The sequence below is a fragment of the Mesorhizobium sp. M6A.T.Cr.TU.014.01.1.1 genome (assembly GCF_004022765.1).
Classification (GTDB): Bacteria; Pseudomonadota; Alphaproteobacteria; order Rhizobiales; family Rhizobiaceae; genus Mesorhizobium; species Mesorhizobium mediterraneum.
In genome coordinates, this window is the sequence record NZ_RZPG01000030.1 from 1 (window position 1) to 15,969 (window position 15,969).

Annotated in this window: 13 protein-coding genes; 6 read left to right on the top strand and 7 right to left on the bottom strand. The window is 61.7% G+C overall.

Going from position 1 to position 15,969, the window contains the following annotated elements; genetic code table 11:
• Positions 1–110: 110 nt before the first annotated feature.
• From EN885_RS27090 to EN885_RS27100, 3 genes are read right to left on the bottom strand one after another with little or no spacing between them, the layout of a single operon-like run.
• The gene (locus EN885_RS27090) at positions 111–1,484 is read right to left on the bottom strand and encodes an MlaD family protein (protein WP_128242530.1); all 1,374 of its coding nucleotides are present in this window, start codon (positions 1,482–1,484) and stop codon (positions 111–113) included.
• Between the two features lie 14 nt (positions 1,485–1,498).
• A complete protein-coding gene (locus EN885_RS27095) occupies positions 1,499–2,320 on the bottom strand; it encodes an ABC transporter ATP-binding protein (RefSeq protein ID WP_128242529.1) in 822 nt (273 codons plus the stop codon).
• Between the two features lies 1 nt (position 2,321).
• Positions 2,322–3,509 carry an ABC transporter permease gene (locus EN885_RS27100; RefSeq protein ID WP_128242528.1) on the bottom strand — a complete coding sequence of 396 codons (1,188 nt, stop codon included), beginning with the start codon at positions 3,507–3,509 and terminating at the stop codon, positions 2,322–2,324.
• A 78-nt stretch (positions 3,510–3,587) separates the two neighbouring features.
• Here EN885_RS27100 and dgcA point away from each other — a divergent pair, with 78 nt between their 5' ends.
• The gene (dgcA, locus tag EN885_RS27105; protein WP_128242527.1) at positions 3,588–4,571 is read left to right on the top strand and encodes an N-acetyl-D-Glu racemase DgcA; all 984 of its coding nucleotides are present in this window, start codon (positions 3,588–3,590) and stop codon (positions 4,569–4,571) included.
• Here the strand turns inward: dgcA and EN885_RS27110 are convergent.
• Positions 4,542–5,759: an MFS transporter gene (locus EN885_RS27110; RefSeq protein WP_128242526.1), complete on the bottom strand. Its 1,218-nt coding sequence runs from the start codon at positions 5,757–5,759 to the stop codon at positions 4,542–4,544. The genes dgcA and EN885_RS27110 overlap by 30 nt on opposite strands.
• Positions 5,760–5,887: 128 nt before the next feature.
• Complete coding sequence (locus tag EN885_RS27115; RefSeq protein WP_164897929.1) at positions 5,888–6,676, bottom strand: UDP-2,3-diacylglucosamine diphosphatase; 789 nt, start codon at positions 6,674–6,676, stop codon at positions 5,888–5,890.
• Positions 6,677–6,828: 152 nt separating this feature from the next.
• Here EN885_RS27115 and EN885_RS27120 point away from each other — a divergent pair, with 152 nt between their 5' ends.
• The 3 genes from EN885_RS27120 to EN885_RS27130 all read left to right on the top strand — a co-directional run bounded on the left by EN885_RS27120 (position 6,829) and on the right by EN885_RS27130 (position 10,626).
• Complete coding sequence (locus EN885_RS27120; RefSeq protein ID WP_128242524.1) at positions 6,829–7,608, top strand: SDR family oxidoreductase; 780 nt, start codon at positions 6,829–6,831, stop codon at positions 7,606–7,608.
• A 395-nt stretch (positions 7,609–8,003) separates the two neighbouring features.
• Positions 8,004–8,876: a hypothetical protein gene (locus tag EN885_RS27125; RefSeq protein WP_128242523.1), complete on the top strand. Its 873-nt coding sequence runs from the start codon at positions 8,004–8,006 to the stop codon at positions 8,874–8,876.
• Positions 8,877–9,336: 460 nt separating this feature from the next.
• Entirely contained in the window at positions 9,337–10,626 is a 1,290-nt protein-coding gene (locus tag EN885_RS27130; RefSeq protein ID WP_206616853.1) for a hypothetical protein, read from the top strand.
• A 117-nt stretch (positions 10,627–10,743) separates the two neighbouring features.
• On the opposite strand, the gene EN885_RS27135 is transcribed toward EN885_RS27130, so the two are convergent.
• Positions 10,744–11,097, bottom strand: coding sequence for an LA2681 family HEPN domain-containing protein (locus EN885_RS27135; RefSeq protein WP_281035163.1), 354 nt, complete (start codon positions 11,095–11,097; stop codon positions 10,744–10,746).
• Between the two features lie 239 nt (positions 11,098–11,336).
• Positions 11,337–12,368: an alpha/beta fold hydrolase gene (locus EN885_RS27140; RefSeq protein WP_245493155.1), complete on the bottom strand. Its 1,032-nt coding sequence runs from the start codon at positions 12,366–12,368 to the stop codon at positions 11,337–11,339.
• Between the two features lie 189 nt (positions 12,369–12,557).
• On the opposite strand from EN885_RS27140, the gene EN885_RS27145 reads away from it, so the two are divergent.
• A complete protein-coding gene (locus EN885_RS27145) occupies positions 12,558–13,391 on the top strand; it encodes a LysR family transcriptional regulator (protein ID WP_245493156.1) in 834 nt (277 codons plus the stop codon).
• A gap of 212 nt (positions 13,392–13,603) precedes the next feature.
• Positions 13,604–15,928 (top strand): NADP-dependent malic enzyme, encoded by a 2,325-nt coding sequence (locus EN885_RS27150; RefSeq protein WP_128242521.1) that lies wholly within the window; start codon positions 13,604–13,606, stop codon positions 15,926–15,928.
• Positions 15,929–15,969: the final 41 nt, after the last annotated feature.

Here is a 15,969-nt window from a genome sequence, read left to right on the forward strand (position 1 = left end):
ATTTAAGCACGACCGACTTCACACGCGATCCCCGTTGTCCCCGAATCGTATGAGCAATCCGCATCCGTAGCGCACTCGCCTGCTGTTCTTGGGGCGGGCGAAAGCCGAAGTCAACGCCGCACCCTGCCGTCGAATTGCCGGACCTCGCCTTCGCCGCCTGACAGGATCCGCTGCGGATTGCGGCTGAGATCCGTCACCGCCTCTTCGATGCGGGTGATCGAACGGCGGCTGTCCTGGACCAGCGCTTCGACATTCTGCAGGCCTTGACCTGAGAATCGCGCCAGATTGTCGGTGATGGTGCCGAGGCGGGCGTTCAGCGTGTCGGCGACCTGCTTGAACGATCTCAGCGTATTCCTGGCATCGGCTATCATCCCGTCGGCCTGGCCCGAGCCGAGCAATGTATCGACCCTGGCGAGGATGCCGTCGACGCGCACCGAAGCGTCGTTGAGGCGCTCCGCGAGCTGCTGCGCGTCCTTGATCGTCTGGTCGATATCGTCGGCCCGGTTGGCGAATTTGTTGGTCACCTTGGCGATGTCGGCGGCAGCCTCGTTGGCGTTTTCGCTGGCCTTCTGGATGTTGGCCAGCGCGGTGCGAACCTGTGCCGGATCGATGCCGTCGAGAACGCCGTCGACCTTGGCCAGCGTGCCTTGCGTCCTTTGGGCGAAATCGTTGATCGACCCCACCGCGGTGTCGACATTCCTGACGACCCTGTCGAACTGCTTCGAGGTTTCCTTCAGGTTCGTGGTCACCGTATCGACGTTGGCGACGATGCTCTTGATCTGGTCCTTGTCGACGGCGTTGAGCAGCCCTTCCGCCGCCTTCAGCGTGCCGTCGAGCTTGCCTGAGACGCCCCTCAACTCGTCCGACAGCGAACTGACGCTGGCGAGGAATTTGTCGATGCCGTCGGAATTCTTGGCCAACGCATCGGAGAAGGTCTGCACGTTGTTGACCGTCTGCGTCAGCGGCCCGCGAACGTCCTTGGTGAAGCCTTCGAGCTGGGTGAGAACCGTATCGGCGCGGGTGAAGATGTTCTGCGCCGTCTGCAACAGGTTGGTGACCGCCGACGGATTGGCGACGATCTCGGCGACCTTGCCCTCCGCTTCCGCCTGGTCGAGAAGCTTCGCTTCCTTGGGGTCGGCGCCCTTGAGTTCGATATTGGCCTGGCCAGTGAGGCCGGCAAGGCCGATATCGGCCTGCGTCGATTTGGTGATCGGCGTCATCCGGTCTATCTCGGTATCGGCGATGGCGGCGGTCGGATTGTCGACGTCGATATAGACGCGCCTGACATCTCCAACCCTGACGCCGTTGAACAGCACGAAACTGCCGCGGCCGAGGCCGGAAGCCGATCCCGGAATGCGCACCCGCAGCATCGCCGTCTCACCCCTGTCGCCGATCGCGGCCGTCCAATAGACGAACGCGAATGCCGCCAGGATCGCGGCTAGCGTGAAAATGCCGACAATGACGTAGTTGGCTCTGGTTTCCATTTACCCACTTATGGCTATGCGCGCGCCGCAAGATCAAGTTGCCGCGCACGTTTTCCGCGAAAATAGGATTTCACCCAGGGTTCTTCGCTTCTGAGCATGTCGTCGATCGTGCCTTCGACCAGCACTTTCTTGTTGCCGAGCACGGCCACCCGGTCGCAAGCGGTGAACAGCGTGTCGAGATCGTGCGTGACCATGTACACGGTCAGATCCATGGTATCGCGCAGCTTGACGACCAGTTCGTCGAACTCAGCCGCGCTGATCGGGTCGAGGCCGGATGTCGGTTCGTCCAGGAACACGATGTCGGGGTCGAGCGCCAGCGCGCGCGCCAGCGCCGCACGCTTGATCATGCCGCCGGAAAGCTCGGACGGGAATTTCTGTGCCGCATCCGGCGGCAACCCGACCAGTTCGACCTTGAGCATCGCCAGCTCGTCCATCAGCTTTCTGGGCAGATCGAGATATTCGCGCATCGGCACCTGCACGTTTTCGAGAACCGTGAGCGCCGAAAACAGCGCGCCGTGCTGAAAGAGGACGCCAAGGCGCATGTCGATGCGAAGACGCTCCCTCTCGCTCGCCTTTTCGACATCGACGCCGAACAGCTTGATCGTTCCCGACTGCTTGTGCACCAGGCCGAGGATGGTGCGCAGGAGAACCGATTTGCCGGCACCGGAGGCGCCGACAAAGCCAAGGATCTCGCCGCGCCTGATATCGAGCGACAATCTGTCGAGAATGACCTTGTCGCCGAACGACACGGTGATGTCGTGCGCGGAAAGCACGATCTCGTCTTCGTCGGCCCCTTCCGCAACCCCAGTCGCCTTTGTGCTGCCTTGCGCCGCCATGTCAGAACTCGATCGCCGCGTAGAACATGGCGAAAAGCCCATCGAGGATGATGACCACGAAGATCGACTTCACCACCGAAGCGGTCACATGTTGCCCCAGCGATTCGGCGCTGCCGCCAACCTTCATGCCTTCGACTGAGGCGATCGTGCCGATGATCATGGCCATGAACGGCGCCTTGATCAGCCCGGCAAAGATGGTGCTGAGGTCGATGGCGACACGCAGCCGGTCGATGAACGCGGCCGGTGCGATGTCGGAATAGAGCCACGCCGCCGCGATGCCGCCGCCAAGTGCGGCGAAATTGGCGATGATCGTCAGGCAAGGCAGCGCGATCACCAGCGCGACCAGCCGCGGAAATACCAGCACGCCGATCGGATTGAGCCCGATGACCTTCAGCGCGTCGACCTCCTCGCGCATTTTCATCGAGCCGATTTCAGCCGTGATGGCGCTGCCCGAACGGCCGGCGATCATGATCGCGGTCATCAGCACGCCGAGTTCGCGCAGGATCAGCACGCCGACCAGATCGACGACGAAGATATCGGCGCCGAAATAGCTGAGCTGGTAGGCGCCTTGCTGGGCGACGATCGCGCCGACGATGGCCGACATCAGCACGACCACCGGGATGGCGCCGACGCCCATGCGATCGATCTGGTTGAAGATCGCCGCCGGATTGACCGCATGGCCGCGGCCGAGCTTCATCTGCGAGCCGCGTATCGTGGCGCCCAATATATTCATCGAGGCCAGGAAATCGTCGCGCATTTCATAGACGCGCCGGCCAACCGCCTCGAGCGCGCGAATGATGATGTTGGGCGGCTTTGCGCCGCCGGAATCGGGTTCGCGCCGAACAGCATCGCCAACGGCGCCGAGCAGGATCGAGGCAATCTCGCTTTGCCCTTGCAGCCTGATCTCGACGCCTTTCTTTTCGAAGGCGCTGACCAGGCGGTCGATCAGCCAGGCCCCGGCGGTATCCATCTTCTCGATATGTGAGAGGTCGAGCGCCAGCGTCTGGAAACCGCTGCGCTTCTCGATCTTGCGCATCTCGGCGTCGACCAGCGTCACGGTGCGCGTCGTCCAGTTTCCGGAGAAGGCGCAGCCCAGAACGCCGCCCTCCTCACCCACCGCGACGCGCGGCTGATGGTCGGCCTCCCTGGCGGTCTTGCCGCTTGCGAAGCGTTTGCGGATGGTCAACATGGCGTCCTGTTTAGCCTGACGGAACCCACCTGTCGATTTGCCGACAAGCTCGTTGTCGCACAGCCGGAGCAGAAAAATATGGCGCGTGTCATTTCGGTCGAGTCCGAGCGCTTTCCCATCGCCGGAACCTTCACCATTTCGCGCGGCTCGAAGACCGAAGCCAAGGTGATCGCATGCACGATCAGCCAAGCCAACCATAGCGGGCGCGGCGAATGCGTCCCCTACAAGCGCTATGGCGAGACCATGGACGGTGTTCGCGATGTGATAGAGGCGATGCGGGAGCAGATTGAAGGCGGCATCAGTCGGGCCGCGCTGCTCGACGCCATGCCGGCAGGTGCGGCGCGCAACGCCATCGACTGCGCGCTGTGGGACCTGGAGGCGAAGATCACAGGCAAGCCGGTCGCCTCCAGCATCTGCGCGGCTCCGCCGAGGGCGATCGAGACGGCCTACACGCTGTCGCTCGGCGAGCCCGAAGCGATGGCCGCACAGGCCCGCGCCAATGCCGCGCGGCCGCTGCTCAAGGTCAAGATCGGCGGCGACAACGATATGGCCCGCATCCGCGCGGTAAGAGAGGCAGCACCGGCGAGCCGCATCATCCTGGACGCCAACGAGGGCTGGACGGACGACAATGTCATTGCAAACCTGGCCTTTGCCGCCGAGCACGGCATCGCGCTGATCGAACAGCCGCTGCCGGCGGGCCGTGACGGCATCCTTCGCCACATCGCGCATCCGGTGCCGATCTGCGCCGATGAAAGCGTGCATGAGGCAGAGGGCCTTGCCTCGCTTGTCGGCCTCTACGACGCCGTCAACATCAAGCTCGACAAGTCTGGCGGCTTGACCGCAGCCCTCGTTCTTCGCGATCGCGCCCGCGAATTGGGTTTTGGCGTCATGGTCGGCTGCATGGTCGGCACGTCGCTTGCCATGGCGCCGGCCGTGCTGTTGGCGCAGGATGCCGATTTCGTCGATCTCGACGGTCCGCTGCTGCTTGCCCGCGACCGTGTTCCCGGTCTCGTCTACCAAGGTTCGCTGGTGTCACCGCCCGATACGGCGCTGTGGGGCTGAACGCGCCGCAAGTCCGATCAGCGCCAAGCCGATCAGAGCGATCGGGATCATGGCAAAAAACCCATCCACGCCGAGGCGGTCATAAAGAGGGCCGGACATGAGCGTCACCACGGCCGTGAAAAAGCCGTTGGAGAAATAGGCGATGCCTTGAGCGGCCCCGGTGCGTTCCTCCGCGACCGTCTCGCCGATCATTTTTTGCAAGCCGATCAGCACCAGCGCCACGGAAACCGCGTGCAGCGTCTGGACTGCGAAAAATCCGGCAACCCCAAGGCCGAGCGGCCAGACCAAGGGGAAGGCAATCCAGCGCACGATCGCGCCTATTCCGGCCATTACCATGATCGACACGACCGAGAAGGAGCCGAAAACCCGGGTAAAGATCATGAACATGCCGATCTCGGCCACCACACCCCAACCCCAAAGCAGCCCGACAACCTGATCGCCGATGCCGATCGATTTCCAATAGATCGACACGAAGCCGTAGAGGAATGCATGGCTGGCGGTGATGACGCCAACGCCGATGGAGAAATACAGGAAATAGGCATTGAGGAGTTTTGGTGCCGACTGCTGGATGTCGGTCGCCGAAAGCGGCGAGGCACGGCGGGGACGGCCGAGCCGCGGCGCGATCAGTCCGACGACAAGTGCGGCGCCAAACGCCACGAAGATGATCATCGGAACAGCCTGGGCGCCGGTCGCCGACAGGATGAAACCGCCCGCAAGGTTTGCGCACAGATAGGAGATCGATCCCCATTTGCGCATGCTTGCATAGTTGGAGCCGAAGCGGCGCACCCCCGATAGCGCCAGCGAATCGGCGATCGGCGAATGCGGCGTCCAGACGACAGCGAGCGCTAGCGAGACGGCCAGCACGATGGCGTAGGTCGGCGTCAGGAAATAACCCGCGGACAGCGCCAGCGATGCGGCCATCAGCGCGATGTAGACATGGGCGCGGTCGCTCGCCCTATCGGCCAGTGCCGTAAGCAGTGGCGTCGTCACCACGCGCAGGAACATTGGTGCTGCGAGAATGACCGCTATCTGCTCGGCATCAAAACCCTTCGCCTGCAGCCACAGCGGAAAATATGGCAAATGCGTCCCCAGCGGCACGAAAAGCGTGAAGAAAATCAGGCCCATGCGCAGTTCGAAATGACGCGGCTTGACGAGCTGTTCGGGCGAAAGCGGTGGCAGGGAGGACATCAGCAGGCAATCCGGCGGCGCGGCGTTCGGCTGAGTCGGCTTGCAGCGCACGCAATCTCATAACATGCTGAAAAAGTCGGCGGAACCGCGTGGACTAATCGATTAGAGCGAGTTGAGGTCGGGTTTGGTCACGCCGCCTGGACTGCCCTGCCCTTGATGTCGATCGGCACCAGCACCTCGCCGCCGACCGGCGCCTCCGGCAGGACATGCGCCCAGTGCAGGATCTCCATCTGGCCGTCGAAATGCTCGACCACCGCGGTGCAGCTCTCCACCCAGTCGCCGGTGTTGATGTATTGCACATCCTCATAGTTTTCGATCGCGGCATGGTGGATGTGACCGCAGATCACGCCGTCGACGTGCGAGCGGCGCGCCTCCTCGGTCAGCATGGTCTGGAACGATCCGATGAAATTCACCGCCTTTTTGACGTTGACCTTAGCCCAGGACGAAAACGACCAATAAGGCAGGCCAAGCAGTTGGCGAAGCCGCGTCACCACGCGGTTGACGAGCATGGCCGCGTCATAGGCGTAGTCGCCAAGATAGGCGAGCCAGCGCGCATTGTGGACGACGGTATCGAACTGGTCGCCATGAATGACCAGCAAGCGCCTGCCGTCTGCGGTCTCGTGGATGGCGCGGTCGGCGACGACGATGCCGCCGAAATGCACGCCCTGGAACTGGCGCGCGAATTCGTCGTGATTGCCGGCGATGTAGGTGATGCTGGCGCCCTTGCGCGCCTTGCGCAGCAACTTCTGGACAACGTCATTGTGGCTCTGCGGCCAGTGCCAGTTCCGTCTCAGCCGCCAGCCGTCGACGATGTCGCCGACGAGATAGATGATATCGGCGTCGTGATGGCGCAGGAAATCGATCAGGAACTCGGCCTTCGCCGCCTTCGATCCGAGATGGACGTCGGAGATGAACATGCTGCGGAAAGTGCGGGGCTCTGCGCCAGGCATTGGATTCTCACCGTTGCTCTCGCGCTGGCTATGCCCCGATTCATGCAACAACCGTATGACGGTTGCGATTGGTCCAGCCAAAGGGCTAGTTTGCCGCGCCAATCAGAGGAGAAATCGCCATGGATCTCGGTATACGCGGAAAAAAGGCCATCGTCTGTGCTTCGAGCAAGGGCCTTGGGCGCGGCTGCGCCATGGCGCTGGCCGAGGCCGGCTGTGATCTGGTCGTCAACGGGCGCAACGCCGACCAACTGGCGAAGACCGCCGCCGAACTGCGCGAAAGATTTGGCGTCAAGGTGACCGAGATCGTCGGCGACGTGTCGAAGCGCGAAGTGCAGAAGGCGCTGCTTGCCGCCTGTCCAGATCCCGATATCCTCGTCAACAACAATGGCGGACCGCCATTTCGCGATTTCCGCGAGCTCGACCGCGAAAAGATCCTCGAAGGCGTCACCCAGAACATGGTGACCCCGGTCGAACTGGTTCAGGCCGTGATCGACGGCATGGCCGAGCGCGGCTTCGGCCGCATCGTCAACATCACCTCGCTGTCGGTCTATGTTCCCATTCCCGGCCTCGATCTGTCGTCCGGCGCGCGCGCCGGCCTGACTTCATTTCTTGCCGGCGTCGCGCGGACGGTGATCGACCGCAATGTGACGATCAACAACATGCTGCCGGGCAAGCTCGACACCGACCGGCTGCGCCCCCCGCACGAAGCCGGCACTCCCGAAGATCCGGCTGCCGCCGCCGCGCGCAAGACCCAGGCCGCAGCCAACGTTCCGGCCAAGCGGCTCGGCACGCCGGAGGAATTCGGCCAGATCTGCGCCTTCCTGTGCTCGGTTCATGCCGGCTACCTGACTGGGCAGAACATACCGGTCGACGGCGGCGCCTATGTCAGCGCGTTCTAGGGTAAAATCCAACGCTTGGTACCGGCCGGGAACGGTGGGAAAACGACCGTTTGCGGTCGTTTAGTTGCGAGCGTCGCGCGACGCAAGTTGACCCGAAGGCGACGCCCACACGTCAGATTCTGAATGGCAGCTCTGCGCCTAAATCTCGGTCATTCAGCTGACCCCTGCCGTGCCCCTGAATGCAGACATAGCTTGCGGCAACGTCCGTCAGAAACCGGCGGGCTAAGCCTGGCGTAACCCTTCTGTCCATTAAGGGCGGACGAGCACGAACGTGACCTCGTCGAGACCTCGAAGTGGGACAGCTCTGCGCTAAAATCCGCTGGTGTACTGACCAGAAACAGTAGCTTTTCGATCATATGTTGTGCTTGATCACTCAGGTGACATGGGGGATCGCAATGGCTTTCGACAGGTATGTTCCGCTTCGATCGAGAAGCATCGCGATCAACGAATTCAATGACCGCCAGACCGAGCTAAACGAGCATTTCTGGTCGTTTGTTGTGATGACGGATAATGCACGGTATCTCGCCCGGGAGGCGGAGAAGGCTGACGCAAAGACTTCGACTGCGACCCTTTTCCACGCCCGTGGCCCGAACGTCTCTCGAATCCCTCAGACTGTTGGCCTGTGGTTAATGGCCAACGACGCCTTAGGAAACTGGCTTCGTCTATCGGCGCTGATCTCGGCAGTGGCCTTCCACGAAGCCTACATTAGTCGGATCGTTCGAACCGCGCTGATGTCCGATCCTCTATGTCGATTTGGGGCGTCACGAGATCTCGATGGGACAGTCCTTCTTAAGCGCGGGATCGAGATCGACTACGAAGCCGACCAGAAATTGCTCACTCGAAATGTATGGAGCACACGAGCCGCTAACTTTAGGCGCATCTTTGGTGCGACAGACACCTCCGTCATGTTTCCGATCGCGAAGCTCGAGAAGATGAGGGAGCTTCGAAACGAGTTCGCCCACGGTTTCGGTCGATCCCTCGACGTACCCGAGCCTTCCGATTTAGTAGATCGTCTTTCTGGCAAGATCTCTCAGCCCACACTTCTCAGCTACTTGGCGGTCCTTTCGAAGTCAGCGAGCGCCATCGATCGTTACCTGATGGCGAAATGCATAGGGTCGTTCGAGATTCTTCATCTGTACCATGTCTGGAAGGCCGCTAACCCGGCTAAGACGGCCCAGGATTTTAAGAAGCACCTGATCGGTAACGGCTTCCCAAACGCGAACGTGCCATACTGTAAAGGACTGATATCTTACTACGAAAATGTATGAAGAGCCGCCATCTGCAATGCGCCTAATGTCGGACGCTGAGATCAGCTTTGCCGCGTCCTAGAAGCCGACATCAGGGCGCACTTATGGGTCGAGGGTAATCCGCCCGGAAACGTCGATCAGCGTATCAGTGCACCTTTCCTTGATTCGCGACGTAGTCCTAGCCATTAAGGATTTCATTGCAGTGTGGGTGACCCTGCGCTCTTGACGCGCGGCATCAGGATTCTCGCCGATGCCACTGGCGTGAGGCCAGGGCGTTGCGGCTCAGGCACCTATGACAGGATGAGGCTCGACTTCGCCCACCAAAAAAGACAAGTCTATCACTCCAACGCCAGCCTGCCTTTTTGAGATGAAGCCGCTAACACTCCTTCGATTCGATGCTCTGGCCTCTTACGCCCGCGCGCCCAGGGCTCGCCTCATCGGCGATGAAATTGCTTGGTATGAGCATAGTGACGAGCGTGTCTTGGGGACGATCGTTCGCGACAAAGCGGATGGCGATTTCGGTGGCATGGTGTTTGGCCGAGATCGGCGTGGTCGGTTTCGTTGGATATCGGCCACTCCGGGCTGGCATGACAGCATTCATCGGTGCCGCGTCGACTTGAGGCGCGAAATGGAGCGCCAAGCCCATTTGCCCGACGAAGAGTATTTCCAGGCTGACGAGACGGGCGCTCCCGTGGATTTCTTCACGCCCGTCGTGCACGTCAATTCCCTCAACCCCGCCTTCGTTTCCTTGAGTGATGCGCTGGGTTACTCCTCTGCCCGAGGCATCATCGAACCAATGATGCGCTGGTACGACGACGCGGATGGCAACTTCATCGAGCAATTCCAGACGACCGGATTCGACGCACGCGTCTGGGAATTGTACCTGTTCGCCGCGTTCACAGAGCTCGGCTACGAGATCGGCCGCATCCATGCCGTTCCCGACTTCTGCTGCGCGAGTCCGTTTGGCGAATTCAACGTGGAGGCAGTCACCGCCAATCCGACTCGCGACAAGCAAGGTAATGTCCTTCCCGAGCCGCCGCTGGAAACAGCTGAGCAACAGATCGCCCATCTGAAGGATTACATGCCGATCAAGTTCGCTGGCCCGCTGACCGGCAAGCTCAAGAAGAAGTACTGGGAGAAGGAGCACGTAGCAGACCGGCCGTTGCTCTTCGCGATTCAGGACTTTTCGTCTCCGGCTTCTATGACCAGGACCAGCAGTGCGCTCCAGCGCTACCTCTACGGTTACGACTACGAATGGACCCACGACGCCGACGGAAAACTTGTAGTGACCCCGCAACTCCTGGACTGGCATGTGTGGGGCGAGAAGAAGGTGGAGTCAGGTTTCTTCAGGTTGCCGGATGCCGAACAGGTCTCAGCCGTGCTCTTCTCCAACAGCGGCACCATTTCCAAGTTCGCTCGAATGGGCGCGCTGGCTGGATTCGGTTCCGACCTGGTGCAAATCGTGCGTATGGGGATGTGGATGGAGCCAGCCCCCAATGCAACAGAGCCTCAACGGCTGCGCCAAAACGTACGTGATCCTAAGTACCGGGAAAGTTGGGCGGAGGGCATCTCGATCTTCCACAACCCGAGTGCGCTGAAACCTCTTGACCTACGGCTGCTACCGGGTGTCGCGCATCATTGGCTTGCGGAGGATGGGACGCTTCACTCCCAGATACCCCCCAATTTCCCATTGGGGTCGTTTACCCAACTTCTTGTGCCGGAGGGGGCAGACACCTCAGTACCGGGCGCCGAACCGTTCCACGCCACTTAGTTCTTGCATGGGACGCCGAAGGCTGACTGCCTGGTACCGGCGACCGAAAGCTGCCGTTCGTTCATCTTTACTAAGCGACTTATGCAAGTCGCGCTACGGCACGGGGAATGAGCCGACTTAGAATGGATCGCGCCGCTTCCGCCCGTCGTCGAGGCCATAGAGCGGCATCGGGCCTATGAGCTGGCCGGGATTCGCAAGTTGCTTCTTCCGCTCTTCGACGCCGATCGCGAAGGATACGTAGAATAGTGCGGATCGCGCCATCTGCATGACGCGGATCGCTTTGGCTTCGAGTTCGTCACTGCCGATGGCGATACCGAAGCCATTGTTGCTCGTCCCGTTGATCATGAATGGCTTGGCCCAGCCTTCGCTCACACGCAGATAGGTGTGCTCCAGCGCATTGCGGATACCCCACGCCCAATGGCGGCTATTAGCTGAATGCGCGCTATAGCTGACAGGCAGGTTACGGCCCAATCAAGACGTTTGGCACATTGGCGCCAAGCGTCCGCTCCTGGCGAACCAAGTCGTGCCGACGGCCACGCGCCATAGGGCAACATTCCGCGCTTAGCAGACATTCGAACTGGGCGGCGTAGCTCCGCCGCAGACGGCGGCGCCTATGTCAGCGCGTTCTGATCGCGCGGCGCAGGGAGCGGCCAGCATGACACTGTTGGTGCGGCTGCTGCTCCCGCAGCACATGAACTTCCCTTCATGGTTCATCCCTCCGGGCGACCGAGAAACCGCTTCACAGCGTCGAGGAACACACCGCGCCCTGCGGCCTCGCGATCGAGATGGACGAAGTGCGTGGCGTCCGGAATGTCCAGACGTTCTGCTTTTGGTGCTTCGTCGACGATTGTCTTCGCATCCTCCGGCCGGCTCCAGAAATCTCGTCCGGAGCGGATGACGAGCACTGGCATGGTGAGTGCCGCGGCCGACCATTGCCGGCGATCGAACGCCAGTTCGAAGCTGTCGGCCATGGCGCCGCTCGGTGACCGGAAACTCGGCGGCTGGCGCGTCGACGCCGTCTCGTCAGAGGCGAGTGCTGCATCACCATAGGCCGCAGTGACCGCGGGATCGCGCCACTCAGCCTTGTCCGCGACCGGGATGCTGTCGTCCCAGGCGGTGAACAGGCTCGCACGTGTATTCAGCCGATAACCGCCGAACGCACGGACATTGAACGTCCCGGGCCGGTCGGGATTTTCAAGCGGCGAGCCGGTGCCAAGGGTGGGATGCCGGTCTGAGCCGCCATACAGGGTGTTGTAGAGGATGAGCCGATCAACCGTCTGCGGAAACCGGCTGGCATAGGCGCCGGCCCAATGCCCGCCGGTGGCCCAGCCGACGAGGCTGACCCTCGAAACGTCGCTCCATTTGGCGATGGCGTCGACCGTTGCGGAAATATCCGCCACGACGTCTTCGGTGCGGATCAGGGGAGCGGACTGGTCCGGCGGCCTGTTCATGGCCGCAGGACGGCTCGATGCGCCGTAGCCGCGAATATCCAGGACATAGACAAGGTGCCCGTCCGCCGCGAGGTCGGCGGCAAGCGACCCGCCCGCAACGGGCAGATCGAAGGACGCAACGCCGGGCACGCGTGCGCCATGGATGAGGAGGACGGCGGAGTTGGCTTCGGACGCTGCGCCAGAACGGCGCACCTCCCGGACGAAGAGGCGCTCGCCCGTCTGAAGTTCGACGAACCTGTCGACCCGGACGAGATCCGGCTCTCCTGCCGATGCTGGAGCGGCGGCCATCATCGCTGCTGTGAGCACGAGGGGGAAGACGGTGAAGTGGGACATCATGATATCTCCGGTCGCAATTGCGTTCCGGAAAGACTGTCAGCTATTCGATATCCTATCGATGACGTGTTTCATGATTTTTGATATCGTCAAGATATGGAACTTCGGCATTTGCGACATTTCCTCGCTGTTGCGGAGGAATTGCATATGGGGCGTGCCGCACTGCGGCTGGCCATGGCGCAGCCTCCGCTTAGCCAATCGATCGGACGTCTGGAGAAGGAACTCGGCGTCAAGTTGTTCGAGCGGGCCAACCGCCGCCTAACCCTGACGCGCGCGGGCTCGGCCTTCGTAGACGAGGCTCGGGCATCAGTACGGTACGCCGATTCGGCGCTTCACATCGCCCGCGCAGCGCATGGCGGCGAAGCTGGCGAGATCAGGATCGGCTTCGTTTCGGCGGCTCTCTACGAGCATCTGCCGCATCTCCTGTCTCGGCTTCGCGAGAAATATCCGGACATCCGTCCAAAGCTCATCGAGGTGTCCACCAATGAGCAGATTGCGGCGTTGTCGCGCAGCGAGATCGACGTCGGTTTCGTGCATCCACCGCTCGGGACTGACGAACGTCTCGACGTCCATGATTATCCTGCTGAAGATCTCGTCGCCGTTCTGCCAGATGACCGGCAGACACACGGGGTGACGCTGGCGGACATCGCCCACCAAGGGCTCATCATGTTTCCGGCTGCCCAAGGCCCGGCGCTCCATGCCCGCATCATGGACACGTTTACCAAGGCCGGCCTCGACGTGCGGATCGTCCAGGAGGCAACGCGGGCACTAACCATGCTCTCGCTCGTGTCCGCCGGCTTGGGCGCGGCCCTGCTTCCACGATCGACACAGCGCCTTTTGTTTCGGGGCGTCCGCTATGCACCGATCACCGGCGTCTCGCTGCCCGCGTGGCCACTTGCCGTGATCGCGAAACGGCGACCACGGCCGAGCATTGTCGATAGCGTCTGGAAACTGCTTGAGGGCCATCGAGACGTGAGTTGACCGCCCGCGATCGGAACCGCGCGGTCGCGCGATGCATTCGATGACAGCCGCACCGACCGCGACAAAGCAGGTGAGAATTTCATTGCAACAATCTGACATAGATGAGTTTTTGATGATTCTTCCGCCTATTTTTCGGTTGCGTCATTTGGCATCGTGAAAAACCAACGCTGCATGCTAAAAGGGCGTCAAGGCAGGATCGCAGGGAGGCCCGTATGGAAGGCGAAAGCAAAAAAGCAGCCCGGTCGGACCTCGACGAAGCCGCACTTTACTTCCACAAGCATCCAAGGCCTGGAAAGCTTGAAATCCAGGCGACCAAGCCGCTCGGCAACCAGCGCGACCTGGCGCTTGCCTATTCGCCGGGCGTCGCTGCGCCCTGTCTGGAAATCCGCGACAATCCGGCAACCGCCGCCGACTACACGGCGCGGGCCAATCTGGTTGGCGTCGTCTCCAACGGTTCGGCGGTGCTCGGTCTCGGCAATATCGGTCCGCTCGCCTCCAAGCCGGTGATGGAAGGCAAGGCGGTGCTGTTCAAGAAGTTCGCCGGCATCGACGTCTTCGACATCGAGATCGACGCGCCTGATATCGAGCGCATGGTCGAGACGATCTCGGCGCTGGAGCCGACCTTCGGCGGTATCAACCTCGAAGACATCAAGGCGCCCGAATGCTTCGAGGTCGAGGAACGGCTGAAGGCCCGCATGGCCATACCGGTCTTCCACGACGACCAGCACGGCACCGCGATCATCGTCGCCGCCGCCGTGCTCAACGGGCTGGAATTTGCCGGCAAGACGATCTCCGACATCAAGATCGTCACCTCCGGCGCCGGGGCAGCTGCCCTCGCCTGCCTCAACTTGCTGGTTTTGCTCGGCGCGCGCGTCGAGAACATCTGGGTCACCGACCGTTTCGGCGTCGCTTACAAGGGTCGCGTCGACGAGATGGACCGTTGGAAGGACCCTTATGTGAAAGATACCGAGGCGCGCACGCTGGCCGATGTGCTGCCGGGCGCCGACGTGTTTCTGGGGCTTTCGGCCGCCGGCGTGCTGAAACCGGAATTGCTCCAGCATATGGCGCCAAAACCGCTGATCCTGGCGCTGGCCAACCCCAACCCCGAGATCATGCCGGAAGCGGCACGGGCGGCGCGACCCGACGCGATGATCTGCACCGGCCGCTCCGATTTCCCCAATCAAGTCAACAACGTACTCTGTTTTCCTTACATTTTCCGTGGTGCGCTGGACTGCGGTGCCAGCGCCATCAACGAAGAGATGAAAATGGCCGCGGTGCGGGCGATCGCAGCCCTTGCCCGCGAAGAGCCGTCCGATGTCGCCGCCCGCGCCTATTCCGGCGAAACGCCGATCTTTGGGCCTGATTTCCTGATCCCCTCGCCCTTTGATCCCAGGCTGATCCTGCGCATCGCTCCGGCGGTGGCCAAGGCCGCTTGCGACACCGGCGTCGCGACACGGCCGATCACCGACATGACGGTCTATATCGACACGCTGAACCGCTTCGTCTTCCGCTCCGGCCTGGTCATGAAGCCGGTGTTCACGATGGCCAAGACCTCGAGCGCCAAGCGCGTCATCTATGCCGACGGTGAGGACGAGCGTGTGCTGCGAGCCGCCCAGGTGGTGCTGGAGGAAGGCATCGCCGAGCCGATCCTGATCGGCCGCCCGCATGTCATCGAGGTGCGGTTGAAACGCTACGGATTGCGCATCAAGCCGGGCGTCGATTTCGGCCTGATCAATCCCGAGGACGATCCGCGTTATCGCCACTATGTCGACCTTTTGATCGAGCTCGCCGGCCGGCGCGGCGTGACGACGGAAGCCGCGCGCACCATGGTGCGCACCGACAACACGGTGATCGCAGCACTTGCCCTCAAGCGTGGCGACGCCGACGCCATGGTCTGCGGCCTGGAAGGACGTTTCGAGCGGCATCTGCGCAATGTCACCCTGATCATTGGCCCGCGCGCCGGTATCAGGGATCACGACCTGTCGACGCTTTCCATGCTGATCTCGCAGCGCGGCATCATTTTCCTCACCGACACCCATGTCACCGTCGATCCGACGGCCGAGGAAATCGCCGAGATGACGGTGTTGGCGGCGGAAGAAATCCAGCGCTTCGGCATCGAGCCCAAGGCCGCCCTGCTGTCGCATTCGGATTTCGGCTCGCGCGATTCGCCGAGCGCGCTCAAGATGCGGCAGGCAGCGGCGATCCTGGCGCGCATCGCGCCCGACCTGCAATGCGACGGCGAGATGCATGCCGATTCGGCTCTGTCGGAGGAGCTGCGCCAGCGCGTCTATCCGCATTCGCGGCTGAAGGGCGAAGCCAATCTGCTGGTGTTCCCCAATCTCGATTCGGCGAACATCACGCTTACCGCGCTGCGCACGATGATGGACGCGCTGCATGTCGGGCCGATCCTGCTCGGTACCGACAGACCGGCGCATATATTGACACCGTCGGTGACGTCGCGCGGCGTCGTCAATATGACGGCACTCGCCGTGGTCGAAGCCGCCCACAAGGCGCAGGCGGTCGTAAATCTGGGCTAAAGCGGGCTTTCGCGGTAAGCTAAATATACAACCGCAAAGCG

Coding starts and splice junctions, on each gene's coding strand:
- EN885_RS27125 (WP_128242523.1), top strand. CDS start 8,004: ATGGCTTTCGACAGGTATGTTCCGCTTCGATCGAGAAGCATCGCGATC.
- EN885_RS27140 (WP_245493155.1), bottom strand. CDS start 12,368: ATGATGGCCGCCGCTCCAGCATCGGCAGGAGAGCCGGATCTCGTCCGG.
- EN885_RS27100 (WP_128242528.1), bottom strand. CDS start 3,509: ATGTTGACCATCCGCAAACGCTTCGCAAGCGGCAAGACCGCCAGGGAG.
- EN885_RS27120 (WP_128242524.1), top strand. CDS start 6,829: ATGGATCTCGGTATACGCGGAAAAAAGGCCATCGTCTGTGCTTCGAGC.
- EN885_RS27095 (WP_128242529.1), bottom strand. CDS start 2,320: ATGGCGGCGCAAGGCAGCACAAAGGCGACTGGGGTTGCGGAAGGGGCC.
- EN885_RS27145 (WP_245493156.1), top strand. CDS start 12,558: ATGGGGCGTGCCGCACTGCGGCTGGCCATGGCGCAGCCTCCGCTTAGC.
- EN885_RS27090 (WP_128242530.1), bottom strand. CDS start 1,484: ATGGAAACCAGAGCCAACTACGTCATTGTCGGCATTTTCACGCTAGCC.
- EN885_RS27115 (WP_164897929.1), bottom strand. CDS start 6,676: ATGTTCATCTCCGACGTCCATCTCGGATCGAAGGCGGCGAAGGCCGAG.
- dgcA (WP_128242527.1), top strand. CDS start 3,588: ATGGCGCGTGTCATTTCGGTCGAGTCCGAGCGCTTTCCCATCGCCGGA.
- EN885_RS27110 (WP_128242526.1), bottom strand. CDS start 5,759: ATGTCCTCCCTGCCACCGCTTTCGCCCGAACAGCTCGTCAAGCCGCGT.
- EN885_RS27150 (WP_128242521.1), top strand. CDS start 13,604: ATGGAAGGCGAAAGCAAAAAAGCAGCCCGGTCGGACCTCGACGAAGCC.